We start from the raw sequence: 20,262 nt of genomic DNA, 5'->3' as shown, positions 1-20,262 counted from the left end.
TCCGGCGATTCGAATTCCCCGCGGACGACGAGGATTCTCCCGCGCAGTCGAGCGGCTACGTTCAGTAGGCATTTGACGGTGCACACGGCGAGGGCGGCCGGGCCGGGAACCCCGGATGCATACCCTCACCCACCCGGCGTTCCGCCACAGCACACCACGACGAAGGTCTTCCGCGGGTAAAGTCACGGCCGGAGGCGAACTTTTGTCCAAGGAAATGGGCGGATTGCCCACTTGTAGGGAAGTGGAATGTGTCACGGGCGTCGCTCGACGCCGAACCAGCCGGATAGTGTGAGCGATCCGGTGCTGCCGACCGCGAGGTCTTCCTGGGGTCGAGCACCGTGAAGCAGACCTGAGCGCCTTGGGGGAGCGAGGCGCCGCGTGGCCCCGACGGAGGATTGGGACAACCGTGGACGCGCAAGGCCGTGGGCGGGCGGACAACATCGATCCCGCAGACCAATGGGTGCTCAATCCGAACACCGGCGAATACGAACTGCGACTGGGCCCTTCCGCTCCGCAGTCGCCGATTCCGGGACCCCGCCGGCCCGCATCGCCCGGCGCGGGCGGCGACGGTGCGGCGGAAGGCCGCGGCGCGACGCCCGGGCGGCAGCAGGCGAGTGAGACCGACACCCCCGCCCGTGCGGTGCCCGGCCCGCGCCGCCGCCGCGGCGCACCACCCGAGGAGCCGCTGCCCGGGCGGCGGGGACGCCGGCCGGAGAAGAAGAAGCCGAAGGCCAAGAAGATCCTGCTGTGGACCGGCGGCACCATGGCGTTCGTCCTGGTCGGCGTCTGCACGGCCGGCTACCTGGTCCTCAAGCACCTCGAGGGCAACGTCACCACCACCGACGTGGGCGGCGCGGCCAAGGCCAACTTCAGCAAGGACGAGGCCTTCAACATACTGATCATCGGCACCGACAAGCGCACCGGCAAGGGCAACGAGGGCTACGGCGACAAGGGCAGCCCGGGCCACGCCGACACCAACGTCCTGCTGCACGTCTCCAAGGACCGCACGAACGCCACCGCGCTGAGCATCCCGCGCGACCTGATCGTGGACATCCCGGACTGCCCGACCAAGCAGCCCGACGGCACCACGAAGATCGTCCCGGGAACGGACCACACCCGCTTCAACGTGAGCCTCGGCCAGGACGGCCGCGACCCGGGCTGCGCGATGCTCACGGTCAAAGCGGCCACCGGCATCGTGCCCGACCACTTCATGATGGCCGACTTCAACGCGGTCAAGACACTGACGACGGCGGTCGGCGGAGTCGACGTGTGCCTCAAGAACGCGGTGAAGGACAAGGACTCACGCCTGGACCTGCCCGCCGGCCCGTCCAAGGTCGAGGGCGAACAGGCCCTGGCCTTCGTCCGCGCCCGGAAAGCCTGGGGAAACAAGGGCGACCTGGACCGCATCAAGGTGCAGCAGCAGTTCCTCAGCTCGCTGATGCGCCAGATGGCCTCCGGCGACACGCTCACCGACCCGGCCAAGCTGTACGACCTGGCCGACGCCGCCACCAAGGCGCTGACCGTCGACACCGGCATCGGCAAGGTCAGCACGCTCAAGGACGTGGCGCTGGAGCTGAAGAAGGTGCCGACGAAGAACATCACCTTCCTGACGGTCCCGGTCATCGACAACCCGGCCGAAACGGTCAAGGCGACGGTCGTCCTGCATCCGACCGATGCCCGCCCGGTCTTCGACGCCATCGCGAACGACGTCTCCTTCACCCAGGTGAAGAAAAAGGAGAAGGCCGCCAAGAACGCCGAGGCCGCCCGTCTCAAGGGCACCCAGTCCGAGGCCTCCGAAGTCCGGGTCCGGATCCTCAACGGCGGAGCCGTCTCCGGTGCCGCGCAGGACACCCTTGTCTGGCTGCAGACCACCCAGGGCGTGTCCAAATCGGAGAACGAGGGCAACGCACCTCGGAAACTCAGCAAGACCACCCTCGAGTACGACGCCGACCAGGCGCCGCAGGCGCGTAAACTCGCCGCGCTCATGGGACTTCCCGGCTCGGCGCTGAAGCTGGGCGAGAGCGTGACCAACTCCCAGGGCCTGCCGACGATGACACTGACCCTGGGCAAGGACTTCAAGGGCGCGGGTGTGCCGCTCGTCGCGCCGACGAAGCCACCGGAGATCAAGGAGAAGTCCACGGCGGACAAGGTCGAGTGCGCCAGTTGAAATCCGGTTGAGCGCACCACGCCACCTTATGGGCCTGTCATGCGTCTAACACGGCGCACGACAGGCCTGTTCCATGGCACACCAGGGTGGGGAGGACGGGGAGTTGACGCAGAGCAGTCTGCGCGGGGAGGAGCCTGCGGTCGAGGACACGACGGCTCTCGCCGCGCGGAAGGACAGCGCGGCGGGCGGCCACGGCCCGCGCGGCGGAGGAAAAGGCAGCGGCAAGGGGCGCGACGTCGCCGGCAGGCGTCCCAGGAGGCGCGCACTGCGCTGGTCGGCCACGGCGCTCTCGCTGGTCATACTCACCACGGCCGGCGCCGGGTACCTCTACTACCAGCACCTGAACGGCAACATACGCAAGGGCCAGCGCAGCAGCGGCGATTCCAAGGCGGAGAGGACGAGGCCGAACTCGGCCGGCCAGACGCCCCTGAACATCCTGCTGATCGGCTCCGACAGCCGTAGCTCCGACGCGAACGTCGCCCTGGGCGGCGGCAGGAACAACCGCGACAACCCCCCACTGGGCGACGTGCAGATGCTCATCCACCTGTCGGCCGACCGCGAGAGCGCCGCCGTGGTCAGCATCCCCCGCGACACCCGGGTCGACATCCCCAAGTGCACCGACCCCGACACCGGCAAGGTCTACCCGCCGGCCAACACCATCATCAACGAGTCGCTGGCCCGCGGCGGCCCCGGCTGCACACTCGCCACCTGGGAGAACCTCACCGGTGTCTACATCGACCACTGGATGACGATCGACTTCGCGGGTGTGGTGCACATGGCGGACGCCATCGGCGGTGTCGAGGTCTGCGTGAACCAGAACGTGTGGGACCGCTCACTGGCGACCCAGCGCGGCGGCTCGGGCCTGAAACTGACGGCCGGCAAGCACAAGGTCAAGGGCGAGCAGGCCCTGCAGTGGCTGCGCACCCGGCACGCCTGGGGCAGCGACCTGCTGCGGGCCAGGGCCCAGCACATGTACATGAACTCGATGATCCGCACGCTGCGGAGCCAGAACGTCTTCACCGACACCGGCAGGCTGATGGGCCTGGCGGAGGCCGGCACGAAGTCGCTGAAGGTCTCCGAGGAGATCGGCACCGTCAAGAAGCTGTACGACCTGGCCATGCAGCTCAAGACGGTCCCCACCGACCGCATCACCATGACGACGATGCCCTGGGTCGAAGATTTCCAGAACCGCAACCACGTGGTCCCGGACGGCGCCGACGCCGCGAAGATGTGGAAGATGCTCCGCGAGGACGTGCCCTTCGACGACAACGGCCCCACGCGGGAGGCGAAGACGCCGGACGAGGACGAGGCCACCGCGGCTCCCTCGGTCGCGGCCGACCGGCTGGGCGTGGTGGTGCAGAACGCCACCCGGAGCTCCACGCAGGCCCCGGTCAACGGCCGGGCCGACGCGGTCGGCCAGGAGCTGCGGCAGAAGGGCTTCACCAGGGCGTCGGCCGACACCTCGGCGGCGCTGTCCGAGCCGGAGACGCTCGTGCGCTACCCGAGCGCCGACATGGAGGGCGACGCGCAGGGCGTCGCCAAGGCCCTGGGAATCCCGATGAGTTCGGTCAAGAGGTCGACCGACGTCTCCGGTGTCACCGTCGTCGTCGGCGCCGACTGGCGCACCGGGGCCACCTATCCGAAGGAGTCCACGCCGAAGGCCGGCGACCTGCCCAGCACCTCCGACGCCATCAACGGCTCGGACGAGAGCCAGTGCATGGACGTGTACGCGCCCTACCGCTGGTAGACGCGCGTGGGCCCCTCTCCTGAGGAGAGGGGCCCACCGGGTCGAACCGCTCAGTCGGCGGTGACGACCGCCGGCCTCCGCGCGGCGATGACCTTCCTCGCCAGCGACTTCGGGCTCGTCAGGAAGCCCCAGCCCCAGGACATGTGCATGGTGGCGAGGGCGACCGGGATGCGCAGCCGGGCCTTCAGGGGAAGGCCCTTGCCCGCGGGCACCGAGCCGGCGGCGATCGCCGCCAGGTAGCCGCCGGGGACCACGAGGCCCCAGGGGGTCAGGGCCGCGCCCACCACGATCCCGGCCGCGATGGCGCACACCGCGGTCGGCGGGGCGAGGTAGCGCAGGTTGATGGAGCCCTCGTGGTAGCGGGCGACGACGTGCCGCCAACGGCCGTAGTCCTTGTACTGCTTGGCCAGCGCCCTCACACTCGGGCGGGGCCGGTAGGAGACGCGCAGCTCGGGCGAGAACCAGATCAGGCCGCCCGCCTCGCGGATGCGGAAGTTCAGCTCCCAGTCCTGGGCGCGGATGAACTCCTCGTTGTAGCCGCCCTGTCGCTCCAGTGCCTCGCGCCGGAACACCCCCAGGTACACGGTCTCCGCGGGGCCGGCCTGGCCGCCGGTGTGGAAGGCCGCGTTGCCCACCCCGATCCTCGAGGTCATCGCGGCGGCCACCGCGTGCTCCCAGTCGTTCTCGCCCTCGGCGTGCATGATGCCGCCGACGTTCTGCGCGCCGGTCTCCTCCAGCAGCCGTACGGCCGTGGCTATGTAGTTCGGCGAGAGCATCCCGTGGCCGTCGACGCGGACCACGATCGGATGGCGGGATGCCTTGATCGCGGCGTTGAGCGCGGCGGGGGTGCGGCCGGTGGGGTTGGGGACCGTGTGCACGCGCGGGTCTTCGCGTACGAGCTCGGCGGCGATCTCGTCCGTGCGGTCCGCGGAGGGACCGAGGGCGATCACGACCTCCATCTCGCCGTCGTACTCCTGCGCGAGGATCGCTTCCACGGCTCCGCGCAGGTGCCGCTCCTCGTTGAGAACGGGCATGATCACAGAAACGGCGGGGAGCCGCACGTCGGGCTTGGCGTTCATCGGTGCTCACGTTACCGCGAACGGGGGACACCGGTGCGCGCCGCGGGTGCCGCTGCGCCGATCAGCCGATCGTATGCCCCTACGGTGCACACGGCGCCCACCCACGCCATCAGCGGAGGTGTCCCCCATGTCCAGCACGCAGTACCGGCCGCGCCCGCGGTCGCAGCGCGCCCCGCGACAGGCCGCCGGTCCGGCGAGGCCGGCCCGCGTGCCGTACGCGCCCGTACCGCGCCGCAGACCACGCTGGGCCATGCGGGCGGCGACCACGCTGTCGGTGGTGGTGCTCGCCTCCGCCGGGATCGGACACGCGGTGGTCTCCAGCCTGGACGCGGACATCGCCCGGGTCGACCCCTTCAAGGACATGAAGAACCGCCCGCCGGCCGGCCACGGCATGAACGTGCTGCTGGTCGGCACCGACGGCCGGGACAGGATCAGCGAGCAGGAACGGCGCCAGTACCGGCTGGGCGGCCGGCCCTGCAACTGCACCGACACGATGATGATCGTGCACCTGTCACAGGACCGGGAGCGGGCCAGCGTGGTGAGCCTGCCCCGGGACTCCTACGCCGAACTGCCCGAGCACGTCGACCGGAACACCGGGCGGCGGCACGGCCCGCACCCGGTCAAGCTCAACGCGGCGTACGCGGAGGGCGGGCCCAACCTGACCGTGCGCACGGTCGAGAACATGACCAACCTGAAGATCGACCACTACCTGGAGGTGGACTTCACCACCTTCATGCGGACCGTGGACGTGGTCGGCGGGGTGCGGATCTGCACCGCCGAACCGATGAAGGACGGCTACACCGGCCTGGACCTGGCCGCCGGCACGCACACGCTCTCCGGCGGCCAGGCCCTGCAGTACGTCCGCTCCCGGCACATCGACGGGGCGAGCGACCTGGGCCGGATGAAGCGCCAGCAGCGCTTCCTGGCCGCCCTGATCGAACGGGCGACCTCCTCCCGGGTGCTGCTGAACCCCATCAGGTTCCGGGACGTGGCCGTGGCCGTGCTGGGCTCGGTCCGGGCGGACAAGGGCTTCCACACCGACGAGCTGCTGGACCTCGGGCGGGCGATGCGGAACTTCTCCCCCTCCTCCTCGGAGTTCACCACCGTCCCGATCGCGCAGACGGCCTACCCGGTCAAGGGCATCGGCTCCACCGTGAAGTGGGACCGGGCCAGGGCCGACCAGCTCTTCCAGGCGCTGCGCGAGGACCGGCCGCTGGCCGCGCACAAGCCCCGCCGGCCGAACCTCCCCGTGCCCGTCGAGGTCGCCCCGCAGCAGATCCGCGTCCAGGTGGAGAACGGCACCGACACGACCGGGCTCGGCCGGCGGGTGGACACGGAGCTGACGGCGGCCGGTTTCCTCACGACCAAGGCGCCTCTGGACGCCAAGGAGCGCGGCGTCCGCCGGACCGTGGTGCTCTACGACCCCCGCTGGGACCGCTCGGCGAAGTCGCTCGCCGCCGCCCTACCGGGCAGCGAGCTGCGTCCGGTGCCGGGGCAGGGCGCCACACTCAGGGTGATCGTGGGCGGCGACCACCACCAGGTGCGCGAGGTCCGCGCGGAGAACCCGGCCCAGGCGGCCACCGCGGTGGTGAAGGGCGACGAGGTGACGTGCGGCTGACGGCGGGAGCGGCGAGGCGGTGCGCGGCCGGCGGCCGGTACGACGGGACCGTGCGCGGCCGACGGCAGGTACGACGGGACCGTGCGCGGCCGGCGGTGGGAACCATGACGGTACCCGGTGGCGTCGGCCCCGGTCCTCAGTCCTCGTAGCCCTCCGCCGCCCGCCTCTCCCGCAGTTCCCTGATGGCGCGGCGGCGGGCCAGGCGGTGGGTGCGGCGGATCTGGGCCTCCTGGTAGCGGCGCCTGTCCCGGTCGGTCTCCGGCATGACCGGCGGTACCCGGCGCGGCTTGCCGTCGGCGTCCACGGCGGTGAAGACCAGGTAGGCCGAGCCGACCTGGGTGGGCGACGTGGACTCGTTCCAGCGCTCGGCCAGGATCCGCACGCCGACCTCCATGGAGGTCCGGCCGGTCCAGTTGACCTGGGCCTTCACGTGGAGGAGGTCACCGACCCGGACCGGTTCGAGGAACACCATCTCGTCCATGGACGCGGTGACCGCGGGCCCGCCGCTGTGCCGGCCGGCCACCGCGCCCGCCGCGTCGTCGACCAGCTTCATGATCACCCCGCCGTGCACCGTCCCCAGCAGGTTGGTGTCGTTGTGGGTCATGATGTGGCTCAGGGTGGTCCGGGACGCCGAGGTCGGCTTGCCCGGTATATCCGTAATTTCGGATTCCATGGTGGGGGCCTGGTCTGTCATGGCCTCCACCTTATGCCGCGGCGGGGCCCGGGAAATTTGTGTCAGCTTGGCAACAGCGGCGACCTTATTCTTCGACGCCCCTGTCAGGCGCACCGCCGTGCCCTGCACACTGGGGCGCATGAATGATTGGCCCGAGGGATGGTCCGGCGACAACCGCGGCCCCCGGTACGGACGCGGCAGTGCCGGCGCACGGCCGGAGGGCGCGCGTGTGATGCGTCAGGTGCGGCGCGGCGGCCCGGCACCCGCCGGGCACGGAGGCCCGGGCGGCCCCTCGGCACCGCCGTACGGAGTCCCGCAGCAGCCGTCGTACGTCGACGGCGGGGGCTACGACGCCCCCGGCGGCGACCACGGGTACGGCAGCGGGTACAACACCGGCCATGTCTACGGCAGGCAGGCCGGCGGCCCCGGCGGGCCGGGCGGCGGATACGCGCACGGGTCCCGCCCCGCGCCGAACTGGGGCCGCCGCATCAAGCTGACCGCGATAACCCTGGTCACCGTGTTCCTGGTGACCACCGTCGCGACGTACTTCTGGGCCGACTCCAAGCTCAACCGCGAGGTCGACCTGTCCAAGGTCATCGACCGGCCGGAGACCGGCAAGGGCACCAACTACCTCATCGTCGGCTCCGACAGCCGGGCCGGGCTGTCCGACGAGCAGAAGAAGAGCCTGCACACCGGGTCGGCCGAGGGCAAGCGCACGGACTCGATGATGATCCTGCACACCGGCAGCAACGGCCCCACCCTGATCTCCCTGCCCCGGGACTCGAACGTGGAGATCCCGTCGTTCAAGGGATCCGACTCCGGCAAGACCTACCCGGCCACGGGCCGGCAGGTGAAGCTCAACGCCGCGTACGCCGAGGACGGGCCCGAACTGCTGGTCCGCACGGTCGAGTTCAACACCGGCCTGCACATCGACCACTACGTGGAGATCGGCTTCGCCGGCTTCGCGAACATCGTGGACGCGGTCGGCGGCGTCGAGATCGACATCCCGCAGGACATCAAGGACACCAAATCCGGCGCGGACCTCAAGAAGGGCAAGCAGACCCTGGACGGACAGGAGGCCCTCGCCTTCGTCCGCACCCGGTACGCGCTGGCCGGCTCCGACCTGGACCGCACCAAGAACCAGCAGAAGTTCCTGGCCGCGCTGTCCCACCAGGTGGCCACCCCCTCGACGGTCATGAACCCGTTCAAGCTGTACCCGACCATGAGCGCGGGCCTGGACTCCCTGATCGTCGACAAGGACATGAGCCTGTGGAACCTGGCCTCCATGTTCTGGGCGATGAAGAACGTCAACAGCGGCGACGGAACCTCCATGAACATGCCGATCTCCGGCTCCACGGGCGGCAACCTCGTCTGGGACAAGGCGAAGGTCAGGACACTGGTGGACGAGCTGAAGAACGACCAGAAGGTCACCGTCACCGGCAACTGACCGGCCCCGTCACGAAGAGCCCCGCGGTGCCCGTACTCCGGTGACCGCGGGGCTCCGGCCGTACCGCCGGGCTCAGGTCACATCCTGGCGCCCGCCATCGTGCGGCACATCTCCGCGCAGCGGCGACACGCCTCCGCACAGCGCATCATCATCTTGTCGTCGGGCATGGACATACACGCCTCCGCGCACATGTCGCAGGCCTTGGCGCACATCGCACACATCTCCGCCGCCAGCGGCGAGCGGCGCATGATCATGTCCGCGCACATGCGGGTCATCTCCGAGCAGTCCATGATCGCGCGCATGATCTGCATCTGCGGCTGGCCGCCCATGTGCATGCAGGAGCTCATGGCCTCCTCGCAGACGGTGTAGCACGACATGCACGCCTGGACGCAGTCCTGCATCTCCTTGCTCATGGGGGTCATGGTTCCGGGCTGGGTCATGGCTCCTCCTGGGGGGACGAAGGGACCTCGACACGGTCCCCGTTCCCTTCCGTCGTACGCCCGCTCCCGGCCCGGCGCCATCCGGACGGACAGGGCCCCGCTACACCCGTCCGGCGTACTGCCCCGGTTCCCTGCTCGCGGCCTGCGGTCCACCGCTTCCGGCCGACGCCACCGAAGTGGGTGACGTCGACGGCCTCCGCCTCCGCCTCGTCGGGACGCCGGCGCGAGCAGGAGACGACGCCGGGCAGGAGGACGTCGACCCCGTCGAGGAAGCGCACGAGTTCGGCGCGGCTGCGCAGGCTCGTCGATGCCGAGCCCTGGCTGTTCCAGTACTCCACCGCCTGCGTCATCACCTCGCCGTCGACCTCCGTGGTCGGGTGCGAGACGACCAGATGACTGCCGGAGGGTACGGCGTCCATCAGCCGGCGCACGACGGAGACCGTGTCGTCGGTGTCCATGACGAAGTTCAGGATGCCCAGCATGGTGATGGCGACCGGCCGGCCGAAGTCCGGCGTCCCGGCGGCCTGTCGCAGGATCGCCCCGGGGTCGCGCACATCCGCGTCGACGTAGGCCGTGACCCCCTCGGGGGCGCTGGTGAGCAGGGCGTTGGCGTGGACGAGCACCAGGGGGTCGTTGTCGACGTGGACGATCCGGCTGGACGGGTCCACATGCTGGGCGACCTCGTGGGTGTTGTCCGCGGTCGGCGGCCCGGTGCCGATGGCCGGGAACTTCGGACACGCACCCCCAACCTGGCCCCAAGCCCCTTTCCGCGCCGGGCACTTGTTCAACTCGGCGGCTTCCGTGGGCGTTCCCGCATGAGCAGTCGGGCGCCGAGCCGGTCCGTGGTTCGCGGTCTCCCGCCGATCCGGTGCACCACCACCCAGTCGCCGGTGTCGTCGAAGGCCCCCGCGAACACCGACGCGTCGCGGGTCGCGCCGTTGTGCCACCGCAGTCGGCCCACCCGCTGCCAGGAGGCGGCCGGCTCACCCAGTCTGCGCTCCACCAGCAGCCGGACGACCAGGTCGCCGACCGCCCGGGGAGTCGCCCAGAGCCCACCCGCCGGCAGGATCGCTCCGCTCATGGTCCACGGCGCCCGCGTCCGCCCGAACCACCCGCGGGCGGTGAGCAGTCGGTCGGCGGGCGGATCGGCCGTCACCTCGTCGGCCAGGCCCAGCGGTTCAAGAACATGAGCGCGCAGCAGTACCGGATACGGCTCCCCGGCCGCCTCCTCGAGCGCGGCCCCGAGCACGGCGTATCCGAGGTTCGAGTAGACGGTCTCCCGGCCCGCGGGATGCTCGACGATCTCATCGAGCCGCCCGACAAGCCGCCTCAACCGCTCCGGGCCGAACCCCGCGTACGGATCCTTGCCGCGCCCCGGCACCTCCGGAGGGAGCCTGGGCAGCCCCGAGGTGTGCTCCATCAGATGCCGCAAGGTGATGCCCGTCCCGGGCGCGGCGGGCAGCCAGCGCCGCACCGGGTCGTCCACGCCGAGGAGACCCGCCTGGGCCATCCGCACCAGCGCGGTCCCGGTGAGCGTCTTGGTCAGCGACCTGATCTCGACGAACCGCTCGCCGTCATGCCCGTTCTCCGCCCGGACCTCCCGCCCCGACCCCAGCACACACAACGGCACACCCCGCCGCACGAACACCCTCGTCGCCCCACGAGGGTGCCCAGCTCCTGGGCACCCTCCCGTTGCCGGCCTGCCGTTACGGCAGGTTGCGGGCCATGACGATCCGCTGGATCTGGTTGGTCCCTTCGTACACCTGGGTGATCTTGGCGTCGCGCATCATGCGTTCCACCGGGTAGTCGCGGGTGTAGCCGTAGCCGCCGAGGAGCTGGACGGCGTCCGTGGTGACCTCCATGGCGACGTCGGAGGCGAAGCACTTGGCGGCGGCGCCCTGGAAGGTGAGATCGGCGTCGCCCCGCTCGGACTTGGCCGCGGCCGCGTAGGTCAGCTGGCGGGCGGCCTCGATCTTCATGGCCATGTCGGCGAGCATGAACTGGACGCCCTGGAAGTCGAAGATCGGCTTGCCGAACTGCTTGCGCTCCTTGACGTAGCCCTTGGCGTAGTCGAGGGCGCCCTGGGCGATGCCGAGGGCCTGGGCGGCGATGGTGATGCGGGTGTGGTCCAGGGTGCGCATCGCGGTGGCGAAGCCGGTGCCCTCGGCGCCGATCATCCGGTCCGCCGGGATGCGGACGTTGTCGAGGTACACCTCGCGGGTGGGCGAGCCCTTGATGCCGAGCTTCTTCTCGGGGGCTCCGAAGGAGACGCCCGGGTCCGACTTCTCGACGACGAAGGCGGAGATTCCCCTGGAGCGCTTCTCGGGGTCGGTGACGGCCATCACCGTGTAGTACTCCGAGACGCCGGCGTTGGTGATCCAGCGCTTGACGCCGTTGAGGACGTAGGTGTCGCCGTCGCGGACCGCCTTGGTCTTCATGCCGGCCGCGTCGGAGCCCGCGTCGGGCTCGGAGAGGCAGTACGAGAACATCGCGTGGCCCTTGGCGAGCGGGCCCAGGTACTTCTTCTTCAGCTCCTCGGAGCCGGAGAGGATCACCGGGAGCGAGCCCAGCTTGTTCACCGCGGGGATCAGGGACGAGGACGCGCAGACCCGCGCGACCTCCTCGATCACGATGACCGTCGCGAGGGCGTCCGCGCCCGCGCCGCCGTACTCCTCGGGTACGTGCACGGCGTGCAGGTCGTTCGCGACCAGCGCGTCCAGGGCCTCCTGCGGGAAGCGGGCCTCCTCGTCCACCTCGGCGGCGTACGGCGCGATCTTCGCCTCGGCCAGCGAGCGGACGGCGTCGCGGAGCATGTCGTGCTCCTCGGACGGGCGGTACAGGTCGAAGTCAGCCGATCCGGCCAAGGTCTCTCACTCCAAAGAAGACGCACACTGACGCTAACTACCGTTAAGTAACTCAAATTTTAGAGGCCCGCCCACGCTCGGTGATACGTGAGTTTGGCGACAGCGAGAACATTGCCCGGCGATGGCCGCGCGCATGCCCCCGATATGCTCGGGCACCGCATGTCCATCGTCCCTCCTGGAGCACCCATGAGCCTCAAGATCACCGTGATCGGCACCGGCTATCTCGGCGCGACACACGCCGCGGCCATGGCCGAACTCGGTTTCGAGGTGCTGGGGCTGGACGTCGTCGCGGAGAAGATCGAGACGCTGCGCCGGGGCGAGGTCCCGATGTACGAGCCCGGTCTTCAGGAACTGCTGCGCCGGCACGTGGCCGGGATCGAGGGCTCGACCGGCCGACTGCGGTTCACGACGGACTTCGCGGAGGTGGCCGCGTTCGGCGACGTCCACTTCGTCTGCGTGAACACTCCGCAGAAGCACGGCGAGTACGCCTGTGACATGAGTTACGTCGACGCCGCGATCACCTCCCTCGCCCCGCACCTGACCGGCCCCGCCCTGGTCGTCGGCAAGTCGACGGTGCCCGTCGGCTCCGCGGACCGCCTGGCCCGTACGATCGCCGAGCTCGCGCCCGCGGGCGAGGACGCGGAGCTGGCCTGGAACCCGGAGTTCCTGCGCGAGGGCTTCGCCGTGCAGGACACGCTGCGCCCGGACCGGATCGTGGTCGGCGTGCGCAGCGAGCGGGCGGAGAAGCTGCTGCGCGAGGTGTACGCCACACCCATCGCCGAGGGCTCCCCCTTCGTGGTCACCGACTTCCCGACCGCGGAGCTGGTGAAGACCGCCGCGAACTCCTTCCTCGCCACGAAGATCTCCTTCATCAACGCCATGGCCGAGGTGTGCGAGGCCGCCGGCGGCGACGTCGCGAAGCTGGCCGAGGCGATCGGGCACGACGACCGGATCGGGAAGAAGTTCCTGCGTGCCGGGATCGGCTTCGGCGGCGGCTGCCTGCCCAAGGACATCCGGGCGTTCATGGCACGCGCGGGTGAGCTGGGCGCCGACCAGGCGCTGACGTTCCTGCGCGAGATCGACTCGATCAACATGCGCCAGCGCGGGCAGATGGTGGAGCTGGCCCGGCAGGCGCTGGGCGGCGGTCCGTTCCTGGGCAGGCGGGTCGCGGTGCTCGGCGCCACGTTCAAGCCGGACTCGGACGACGTGCGGGACTCCCCCGCGCTCAACGTCGCCGGGCAGATCCACCTGCAGGGCGGCCAGGTGACGGTGTACGACCCCAAGGGCATGGACAACGCCCGGCGGGTGTTCCCCACGCTCGGGTACGCCGGCAGCGCGCTGGAGGCCGTGCGGGGCGCGGACGTGGTGCTGCACCTGACCGAGTGGCGGGAGTTCCGCGAGCTGGACCCGGCGGAGCTGGGCGAGGCCGTGGCGGCCCGGGTGATCCTGGACGGGCGCAACGCGCTGGACCCGGAGCGGTGGCGCCGGGCCGGGTGGTCGTACCGGGCGATGGGGCGTCCGACCGCGTAGCGGGACGTGACGGAGGACGCCGGTTCGGCCGAGGCTCAGTCGGCCGAACCGGCGTCCTCACGCATTCTGCACCACCGGGCCGGGGCACGCGGAGGGAACCCCCGTGGATCACACCTTTTCCGCCCGGTGGCGCCGCGTCTTCGCGCGCACCGCGCACCCGGGAGCACCAGCGGCGCCGGCCGGCCGGTCTCCGGTACCGGATCTCACCCGTCCAGTGCCTCGATCGTCGCGTTGGAGGGGCCGCGCGTGGCCTGCAGGTCGCGGGCGACGTCCTCGGCGGCGCCCAGGACCCGTACCGCGTTCTGCCAGGTCAGCTTGGCCAGGTCGGTTTTCGACCAGCCGCGGTCCAGGAGTTCCGCGATCAGGTTCGGGTAACCGGAGACGTCCCTGAGGCCGTCGGGGGTGAAGGCCGTGCCGTCGTAGTCGCCGCCGATGCCGAGGTGGTCGATGCCGGCGACCTCGCGCATGTGGTCGAGGTGGTCGGCGACCGTGGCCGCGGTGGCGACGGGGCGCGGGTTCGACTCCTCGAAGGCGCGGTGGACCCTCATCGCCTCGGCGGTGGTGTCGAGGTGGTGGAAGCCGTGGGCGCGCAGGTGCTCGTCGGCCGCGGTCGTCCAGTCGACAGCGGCCTGGAGGACGAACTTCGGGACGAACGTCACCATCGCCACCCCGCCGTTGGCGGGCAGCCGCTCCAGCACGTCGTCCGGGATGTTGCGGGGGTGGTCGCACACGGCCCGCGCGGAGGAGTGGGAGAAGATCACCGGCGCGCCGGTGGCGTCCAGCGCGTCCCGCATGGTCGTGGCGGCCACGTGGGAGAGGTCGACCAGCATGCCCAGGCGGTTCATCTCGCGGACCACCTCGCGGCCGAAGGCCGACAGGCCGCCCACGCCCGGCTCGTCCGTCGCCGAGTCCGCCCACGGCACGTTGTCGTTGTGGGTGAGGGTCAGGTAGCGCACGCCGAGCGCGTACAGCCCCCGGAGCGTGCCGAGGGAGCCGGCGATGGAGTGGCCGCCCTCGGCGCCCATGAGCGAGGCGATACGGCCCTGCTCCCGCGCCGCCTCCATGTCGGCGGCCGTCAGCGCGGGGGCCAGGTCGGCCGGGTGGCGTGCGATCAGCTGCCGTACGCAGTCGATCTGCTCCAGCGTCGCCGGGACCGCGTCGGGCAGGTCCGCGCGGACGTACACCGACCAGAACTGGGCGCCGACGCCGCCCTCGCGCAGGCGCGGGATGTCGGTGTGCAGATGGGCGCCCTGGTCCGTGGCGATGTCGCGGGCGTCGAGGTCGTAGCGGACCTGTTCGCGCAGCGCCCAGGGCAGGTCGTTGTGGCCGTCGACGACCGGGAACTCGCGCAGCAGCTCCCGGGCTTCCTCCAGCGCCGTCATCGGTTTCACTTCCCGGAGTTGAAGCCGAAGCCGCCGGCCGCGCCCTCGACCTTGGCGCGCAGCCGCTTGCCCTTCTCGGTGGCCTGTTCGTTGAGTTCCTGCTGGAACTCCCGCATCCGGCCGAGCAGTTCCCCGTCGTGCGCGGCGAGCATCCGGGCGGCGAGCAGACCGGCGTTGCGGGCACCGCCGACGGACACGGTCGCCACGGGCACCCCGGCCGGCATCTGCACGATCGACAGCAGCGAGTCCATGCCGTCCAGGTACTTCAGCGGGACGGGCACGCCGATCACCGGCAGCGGGGTGACGGAGGCGAGCATGCCGGGCAGGTGGGCGGCGCCGCCCGCACCCGCGATGATCGCCTTCAGTCCGCGCTCGGCCGCCTGTTCGCCGTACGCGATCATCTCGCGCGGCATGCGGTGCGCGGAGACGACGTCGACCTCGTAGGCGATCTCGAACTCGTCGAGCGCCTCGGCGGCGGCCTCCATGACGGGCCAGTCGGAGTCCGATCCCATGACGATGCCCACGACAGGGCTGCTCTGGCTCATTCGGTGATGGTGCCTCTCAGGTAGCCAGCTGCGTGACGGGCGCGCTCCAGCACGTCGTCCAGATCGTCGCCGTAGGTATTGACGTGGCCGACCTTGCGGCCGGGCTTCACGTCCTTGCCGTACATGTGGATCTTCAGCTGGGGGTCGCGGGCCATGCAGTGCAGGTACGCGGAGTACATGTCGGGGAAGTCGCCGCCCAGGACGTTCACCATGACCGTCCACTTCGCGCGCGGGCGGGGGTCGCCCAGCGGCAGGTCGAGGACCGCGCGGACGTGGTTGGCGAACTGGGAGGTGATCGCGCCGTCCATGGACCAGTGGCCGGAGTTGTGCGGGCGCATCGCCAGCTCGTTGACGAGGACGCGGCCGTCGCGGGTCTGGAACAGCTCGACGGCGAGGTGGCCGACGACGCCGAGTTCCTTGGCGATGCGCAGCGCCATCTCCTCGGCCCGCAGGGCGAGGTCCTCGTCCAGGTCGGGGGCGGGCGCGACGACCGTGTCGCACACGCCGTTCACCTGGCGGGACTCCACCACCGGATAGGCCACGGCCTGGCCGTGCGGGGAGCGTACGACGTTGGCGGCCAGCTCCCGGACGAAGTCGACCTTCTCCTCGGCGAGGACGGGCACGCCGGCGCGGAACGGCTCGGCGGCCTCCTCGGCGGAGTTCACCAGCCACACGCCCTTGCCGTCGTAGCCGCCGCGGACGGTCTTGAGGACGACGGGGAAACCGTCCCCTTCTGCGGCGAACGCGGCCACGTCCTGCGGATCGCTCACGATCCGGTGCCGCGGGCAGGGCACGCCGAGCGCGTCGAGCTTCGCGCGCATCACGCCCTTGTCCTGGGCGTGCACGAGCGCGTCGGGGCCGGGGCGCACGGGGATGCCGTCCGCCTCCAGGGCGCGCAGATGCTCGGTGGGGACGTGTTCGTGATCGAAGGTGATCACGTCGCAGCCCCGCGCGAACGCGCGCAGCGTCTCCAGGTCGCGGTAGTCGCCGACGACTACGTCGCTCACGACCTGGGCCGCGGAGTCCTGGGGAGTGTCACTGAGGAGCTTGAACCTGATGCCCAGCGGAATGCCCGCCTCGTGCGTCATACGAGCGAGCTGGCCACCGCCGACCATGCCGACAACCGGGAATGTCACGCCCCCAAGGGTATCGGCCGCGCCGCCCCGGCCGGATCCCGCGCCCGCCGGGGTCCGCACCGACCTGCGCACCGGCGCTCCCGCCGGTCGTCCCGGCAGCCCTTTCCTGCCATTTCCAGGGCTCTTTCCGACCTGCTTCCCCGGCCGGAAGCCCGTCCACGGGCGCGGGCCCGGAGCGCTGGTTAGCATGGCGGAGTCGACGACACCGACCGAGACGGGGGCCTGCACGACCATGGGCCATGGTTCCTCAGGGCTTCAACCGGCGCCCCCGGCGCCCCGCGGCGCGCTGCGCAGGCGCGTGGACCGATTGTGGCGCGAGGTCGCCAAGTTCGGTGCGGTGGGCGGAGCGGGACTCCTCGTCAACCTGCTCGTGTTCAACCTGGTACGGCAGGTGACCGGTCTGCAGGTGGTGCGCGCGAGTGTCATCGCCACGGTCGTCGCGATCGTCTTCAACTACATAGGCTTCCGCTACTTCACCTACCGGGACCGCGACAGGAGCGGCCGCACCAGGGAAATGACCCTGTTCCTGCTGTTCAGCGCGGTCGGCCTGGTGATCGAGAACGGCGTGCTGTACCTGGCGACGTACGGTTTCGGCTGGGACAGCCCGCTGCAGAACAACTTCTTCAAGTTCCTCGGCATCGGCATCGCCACCCTGTTCCGCTTCTGGTCCTACCGCACCTGGGTGTTCCGCACCCTGCCGGCCCGGGACGCCGTGGCGGACGCGGAGTCGTTCCTGCAGACCGAGCCGGAGGGGCCGCGGTCCCGGGCCTACCGCTAGCGGCTCCCGCCCCCGCTTCCGGGGAGGTTCGTGGCGAAGATCCAGTCGAGGCCGTCCTCCCCGGGGCCGTCGAGGTGTGCGGCCCGGGCCAGGCCGGCCCGGAGCGCCACGCGCTGGGAGGCGGTGTTGGCCGGACGGATCCGGGCGACCACGGGGAGCCCCGGCTCCCGCCGGCCCGCTCAGGTCACGACCGCCGTCGCGGCCTCACCGGCCAGGCCCCGGCCCCAGGCGGCGGGGGCGAAGCGGTAGAAGAGGTTGAGGATCCGCAGGCCCGCCAGGTCCATGGGCCTGACCCCGCAGAAGCCCAGCGCGCGGGCCGCGCCGTGCTGCCGGACCACCCGGTATCCGTAGCCGTGGCGCCGCCACCGGTCGTCCCAGCGCCGGTGGAGCCGCTCGGCCCCGGACCGCTCGGCAAGGGCGTCGGAGGGATGGTGGGCGCACGCGGCGGGGTCGCTGTGGATCGCGCGGATGGCGTCGACGTCGTCCTCCGTCGGGCGTCGCAGGGACGGCCGGGCGGTCGTCAGCTACTCGTCGGCCGAAGTGTGCTCGCTCATGCCGTCCCCCGTTCGTCGCCGGTGCGCGAGGGGTCCTCCGCCCGCGCCTTCCGCCCTCGTCCCTCCGCGCGGGTCAGCGTACCGTCGGCTGCTGCTCCGCCGACTTCTTCAGGGCCGTGCGGGAGAGGAACAGGCCGAAGACCGGGGGCTGGGCCTGGAGGAGCTCCAGACGGCCGCCGTCGGCCTCGGCGAGGTCGCGGGCGACGGCTAGGCCGATGCCCGTGGAGTTGCGGCCGCTGATCGTGCGCTCGAAGATGCGGGCCCCCAGGTCGGCGGGGACGCCGGTGCCCTCGTCGGTGACCTCCACGACCGCCTGGTTGCCGGTCACCCGGGTGCGCAGCGCGACCGTGCCGCCGCCGTGCATGAGGGAGTTCTCGATCAGCGCGGCCAGCACCTGGGCGACCGCGCCCGGCGTGCCCACGGCGTGCAGGTGCCGCTTGCCGGAGCTGACGATGGCGCGGCCGGCGCTGCGGTAGGCGGGGCGCCACTCGGCGATCTGCTGCTGGATGACCTCGTCGAGGTCGAAGGAGACGGCGGAGCCGGTGCGCGGGTCTCGGGCGTTGGTCAGCAGGCGGTCCACCACGTCGGTCAGCCGCTCGACCTGGGTGAGGGCGACGTTCGCCTCCTCCTTCACCGTGTCCGGGTCGTCGGTGAGGGTGATCTCCTCCAGGCGCATGGACAGCGCGGTCAGCGGTGTACGCAGCTGGTGGGAGGCGTCGGCGGCCAGGCGCCGCTCGGCGGTCAGCATCCGGGCGATGCGCTCGGCGGAGGCGTCGAGCACGTCCGCGACCCGGTCCAGCTCGGGGACGCCGTAGCGCTTGTGGCGGGGGCGCGGGTCGCCGGAGCCGAGGCGTTCGGCGGTCTCGGCGAGGTCGGTCAGCGGGGAGGCGAGCCGGTTGGCCTGGCGGACCGCGAGCAGGACCGCGGCCACCACCGCGAGCAGCGCGACCAGGCCGATGATCAGCAGCGTGCGGCCGACCTCGCGGGTCACCGAGGAGCGGGGCTCCTCCACCCGGACGGTCTCGCCCTGCTCCCCCGTGGCCGTGGAGTGGATCACGTCGCCGGACGGTTTGGCCCCGACCTGGATGGGCCGCTGCCCGGGGATGCCGATCACGGCGTACTGGCCGTCGGCCACCTGGTCGCGCAGGACCTCGGCGTTGACGGTCTCCGAGCCGAGCAGCCGGCTGTCGACGATGCTGGCCAGCCTGACCGCCTCGGAGTCGACCCGCTCCTGGGCGCTGTTGCTGATCGTGCGGGTCTCGACGATCACCAGGGAGAGGCCGAAGACGGCGATCACGACGAGCACCACGGCGAGCGTGGACTGGATCAGTCGACGGCGCATGTCCTCTTACCTGATGAAGGCCCGGGCGGCGGGGCTCGGCTTGGCGGGGGCTCGGCTTTTGGCGGGGCTCGGCTCCTGGCGGGGCTCAGCTCTTCTCGAAGCGGAAGCCGACGCCTCGTACGGTCGCGATGTAGCGGGGGTTCGCCGCGTCGTCGCCGAGCTTCTTGCGCAGCCAGGAGATGTGCATGTCGAGGGTCTTGGTCGACGACCACCAGGTGGTGTCCCAGACCTCGCGCATCAGCTGGTCGCGGGTGACGACCCGCCCCGCGTCCCGCACCAGCACCCGGAGCAGGTCGAACTCCTTGGCGGTGAGCTGCAGCTCATCGTCGCCCATCCAGGCGCGGTGCGACTCGACGTCGATGCGCACACCGTGGGTGGCGGGCGGCTGCTGCGGCTCGGTGGCGCCGCGCCGCAGCAGGGCCCGGACGCGGGCGAGCAGTTCGGCGAGCCGGAAGGGCTTGGTGACGTAGTCGTCGGCGCCCGCGTCGAGGCCGACGACGGTGTCCACCTCGTCGGCGCGCGCGGTCAGGATCAGGATGGGCACCGTGTGGCCGTCGGAGCGCAGCCGGCGGGCGACCTCCAGACCGTCCATGCCGGGCAGCCCGAGGTCCAGCACGACCAGGTCGACACCGCCCTGCGTTCCGGCGTCGAGCGCGGCGGGTCCGTCCTCACGCACCTCGACCTCGTAACCTTCCCGGCGCAGGGCGCGGGCCAACGGCTCCGAGATGGACGCGTCGTCCTCGGCGAGCAGTACACGGGTCATGAACCGATGGTAGTCCGCCCGCGCCGTCTGCCGGGGTGGCGCTGCGGTGTGATCGTCGCGCGGACTTCTTACCTTCCCGCCCGGTGGTCGCCCGGTGGTACGGACCAACAGGCGCGAAGTGTGATCCTCGACGGGATTCCACATGGACCTTGGAAAGGGCGGGCAGGGTTCCCCGGTCCCCTGTGATCCGCGTCTCA

At 71.1% G+C, this 20,262-nt stretch carries 18 protein-coding genes and 1 pseudogene; 6 read left to right on the top strand and 13 right to left on the bottom strand.

Annotated features, from left to right (window positions below):
- Positions 1-406 precede the first annotated feature (406 nt).
- Both RH94_RS23415 and RH94_RS23410 read left to right on the top strand, forming a co-directional pair.
- Positions 407-2,167 (top strand): LCP family protein, encoded by a 1,761-nt coding sequence (locus RH94_RS23415; RefSeq protein WP_073949613.1) that lies wholly within the window; start codon positions 407-409, stop codon positions 2,165-2,167.
- Between the two features lie 103 nt (positions 2,168-2,270).
- The gene (locus RH94_RS23410) at positions 2,271-3,914 is read left to right on the top strand and encodes an LCP family protein (protein ID WP_073949612.1); all 1,644 of its coding nucleotides are present in this window, start codon (positions 2,271-2,273) and stop codon (positions 3,912-3,914) included.
- Between the two features lie 50 nt (positions 3,915-3,964).
- Here the strand turns inward: RH94_RS23410 and RH94_RS23405 are convergent, their stop codons facing one another.
- Entirely contained in the window at positions 3,965-4,993 is a 1,029-nt protein-coding gene (locus RH94_RS23405; RefSeq protein ID WP_073949611.1) for a glycosyltransferase family 2 protein, read from the bottom strand.
- A 127-nt stretch (positions 4,994-5,120) separates the two neighbouring features.
- On the opposite strand from RH94_RS23405, the gene RH94_RS23400 reads away from it, so the two are divergent.
- Positions 5,121-6,611 carry an LCP family protein gene (locus RH94_RS23400; RefSeq protein ID WP_073949610.1) on the top strand — a complete coding sequence of 497 codons (1,491 nt, stop codon included), beginning with the start codon at positions 5,121-5,123 and terminating at the stop codon, positions 6,609-6,611.
- 136 nt (positions 6,612-6,747) lie between these two features.
- Here RH94_RS23400 and RH94_RS23395 read toward each other — a convergent pair whose 3' ends face one another.
- Positions 6,748-7,305 carry an acyl-CoA thioesterase gene (locus tag RH94_RS23395; protein ID WP_073949609.1) on the bottom strand — a complete coding sequence of 186 codons (558 nt, stop codon included), beginning with the start codon at positions 7,303-7,305 and terminating at the stop codon, positions 6,748-6,750.
- Between the two features lie 118 nt (positions 7,306-7,423).
- Between RH94_RS23395 and RH94_RS23390 the strand changes: the two genes are divergently transcribed.
- A complete protein-coding gene (locus tag RH94_RS23390) occupies positions 7,424-8,731 on the top strand; it encodes an LCP family protein (protein WP_073949608.1) in 1,308 nt (435 codons plus the stop codon).
- A 77-nt stretch (positions 8,732-8,808) separates the two neighbouring features.
- On the opposite strand, the gene RH94_RS23385 is transcribed toward RH94_RS23390, so the two are convergent.
- The 4 genes and pseudogenes from RH94_RS23385 to RH94_RS23370 form a co-directional block, all read right to left on the bottom strand.
- The gene (locus tag RH94_RS23385) at positions 8,809-9,171 is read right to left on the bottom strand and encodes a four-helix bundle copper-binding protein (RefSeq protein ID WP_073949607.1); all 363 of its coding nucleotides are present in this window, start codon (positions 9,169-9,171) and stop codon (positions 8,809-8,811) included.
- Positions 9,172-9,326: 155 nt separating this feature from the next.
- A pseudogene (locus RH94_RS44305) lies at positions 9,327-9,902 on the bottom strand (SAM-dependent methyltransferase); the annotation flags it as partial.
- Positions 9,903-9,955: 53 nt separating this feature from the next.
- On the bottom strand, positions 9,956-10,813 hold the full coding sequence (locus tag RH94_RS23375; protein WP_267893388.1) for a serine hydrolase domain-containing protein: 858 nt from the start codon (positions 10,811-10,813) through the stop codon (positions 9,956-9,958).
- Positions 10,814-10,877: 64 nt separating this feature from the next.
- Positions 10,878-12,035 carry an acyl-CoA dehydrogenase gene (locus RH94_RS23370; protein WP_073949606.1) on the bottom strand — a complete coding sequence of 386 codons (1,158 nt, stop codon included), beginning with the start codon at positions 12,033-12,035 and terminating at the stop codon, positions 10,878-10,880.
- 186 nt (positions 12,036-12,221) lie between these two features.
- On the opposite strand from RH94_RS23370, the gene RH94_RS23365 reads away from it, so the two are divergent.
- A complete protein-coding gene (locus RH94_RS23365; protein WP_073949605.1) occupies positions 12,222-13,565 on the top strand; it encodes a UDP-glucose dehydrogenase family protein in 1,344 nt (447 codons plus the stop codon).
- A gap of 203 nt (positions 13,566-13,768) precedes the next feature.
- On the opposite strand, the gene RH94_RS23360 is transcribed toward RH94_RS23365, so the two are convergent.
- From RH94_RS23360 to RH94_RS23350, 3 genes are read right to left on the bottom strand one after another with little or no spacing between them, the layout of a single operon-like run.
- A complete protein-coding gene (locus tag RH94_RS23360) occupies positions 13,769-14,947 on the bottom strand; it encodes a dipeptidase (protein WP_073949604.1) in 1,179 nt (392 codons plus the stop codon).
- Positions 14,948-14,952: 5 nt separating this feature from the next.
- On the bottom strand, positions 14,953-15,492 hold the full coding sequence (gene purE, locus RH94_RS23355; protein WP_073949603.1) for a 5-(carboxyamino)imidazole ribonucleotide mutase: 540 nt from the start codon (positions 15,490-15,492) through the stop codon (positions 14,953-14,955).
- Positions 15,489-16,628: a 5-(carboxyamino)imidazole ribonucleotide synthase gene (locus RH94_RS23350; protein ID WP_073949602.1), complete on the bottom strand. Its 1,140-nt coding sequence runs from the start codon at positions 16,626-16,628 to the stop codon at positions 15,489-15,491. The genes purE and RH94_RS23350 overlap by 4 nt, the downstream gene beginning before the upstream one ends.
- Before the next feature lie 232 nt (positions 16,629-16,860).
- On the opposite strand from RH94_RS23350, the gene RH94_RS23345 reads away from it, so the two are divergent.
- Positions 16,861-17,406, top strand: coding sequence for a GtrA family protein (locus RH94_RS23345; protein WP_073949686.1), 546 nt, complete (start codon positions 16,861-16,863; stop codon positions 17,404-17,406).
- Here RH94_RS23345 and RH94_RS44300 read toward each other — a convergent pair.
- The 4 genes from RH94_RS44300 to RH94_RS23330 all read right to left on the bottom strand — a co-directional run bounded on the left by RH94_RS44300 (position 17,403) and on the right by RH94_RS23330 (position 20,065).
- Complete coding sequence (locus RH94_RS44300) at positions 17,403-17,558, bottom strand: hypothetical protein (RefSeq protein ID WP_234425979.1); 156 nt, start codon at positions 17,556-17,558, stop codon at positions 17,403-17,405. The two genes, RH94_RS23345 and RH94_RS44300, sit on opposite strands and share 4 nt — an antisense overlap.
- 27 nt (positions 17,559-17,585) lie before the next feature.
- Positions 17,586-17,909, bottom strand: a complete 324-nt coding sequence (locus tag RH94_RS44295; protein WP_267893390.1) for a GNAT family N-acetyltransferase — start codon at positions 17,907-17,909, stop codon at positions 17,586-17,588.
- Positions 17,910-18,033: 124 nt separating this feature from the next.
- On the bottom strand, positions 18,034-19,302 hold the full coding sequence (locus tag RH94_RS23335) for an ATP-binding protein (protein ID WP_073949601.1): 1,269 nt from the start codon (positions 19,300-19,302) through the stop codon (positions 18,034-18,036).
- A gap of 85 nt (positions 19,303-19,387) precedes the next feature.
- Positions 19,388-20,065 carry a response regulator transcription factor gene (locus RH94_RS23330; protein ID WP_073949600.1) on the bottom strand — a complete coding sequence of 226 codons (678 nt, stop codon included), beginning with the start codon at positions 20,063-20,065 and terminating at the stop codon, positions 19,388-19,390.
- Positions 20,066-20,262: the final 197 nt, after the last annotated feature.

It is taken from the genome of Streptomyces kebangsaanensis (genome assembly GCF_001906585.1).
In the GTDB taxonomy this organism is placed as follows: domain Bacteria; phylum Actinomycetota; class Actinomycetes; order Streptomycetales; family Streptomycetaceae; genus Streptomyces; species Streptomyces kebangsaanensis.
This window is presented reverse-complemented; position numbering and strand designations above follow the sequence as displayed.

Coding starts and splice junctions, on each gene's coding strand:
- RH94_RS23405 (WP_073949611.1), bottom strand. CDS start 4,993: ATGAACGCCAAGCCCGACGTGCGGCTCCCCGCCGTTTCTGTGATCATG.
- RH94_RS23400 (WP_073949610.1), top strand. CDS start 5,121: ATGTCCAGCACGCAGTACCGGCCGCGCCCGCGGTCGCAGCGCGCCCCG.
- RH94_RS23395 (WP_073949609.1), bottom strand. CDS start 7,305: ATGACAGACCAGGCCCCCACCATGGAATCCGAAATTACGGATATACCG.
- RH94_RS23390 (WP_073949608.1), top strand. CDS start 7,424: ATGAATGATTGGCCCGAGGGATGGTCCGGCGACAACCGCGGCCCCCGG.
- RH94_RS23385 (WP_073949607.1), bottom strand. CDS start 9,171: ATGACCCAGCCCGGAACCATGACCCCCATGAGCAAGGAGATGCAGGAC.
- RH94_RS23365 (WP_073949605.1), top strand. CDS start 12,222: ATGAGCCTCAAGATCACCGTGATCGGCACCGGCTATCTCGGCGCGACA.
- RH94_RS23360 (WP_073949604.1), bottom strand. CDS start 14,947: ATGACGGCGCTGGAGGAAGCCCGGGAGCTGCTGCGCGAGTTCCCGGTC.
- purE (WP_073949603.1), bottom strand. CDS start 15,492: ATGAGCCAGAGCAGCCCTGTCGTGGGCATCGTCATGGGATCGGACTCC.
- RH94_RS23345 (WP_073949686.1), top strand. CDS start 16,861: ATGGGCCATGGTTCCTCAGGGCTTCAACCGGCGCCCCCGGCGCCCCGC.
- RH94_RS23335 (WP_073949601.1), bottom strand. CDS start 19,302: ATGCGCCGTCGACTGATCCAGTCCACGCTCGCCGTGGTGCTCGTCGTG.
- RH94_RS23330 (WP_073949600.1), bottom strand. CDS start 20,065: ATGACCCGTGTACTGCTCGCCGAGGACGACGCGTCCATCTCGGAGCCG.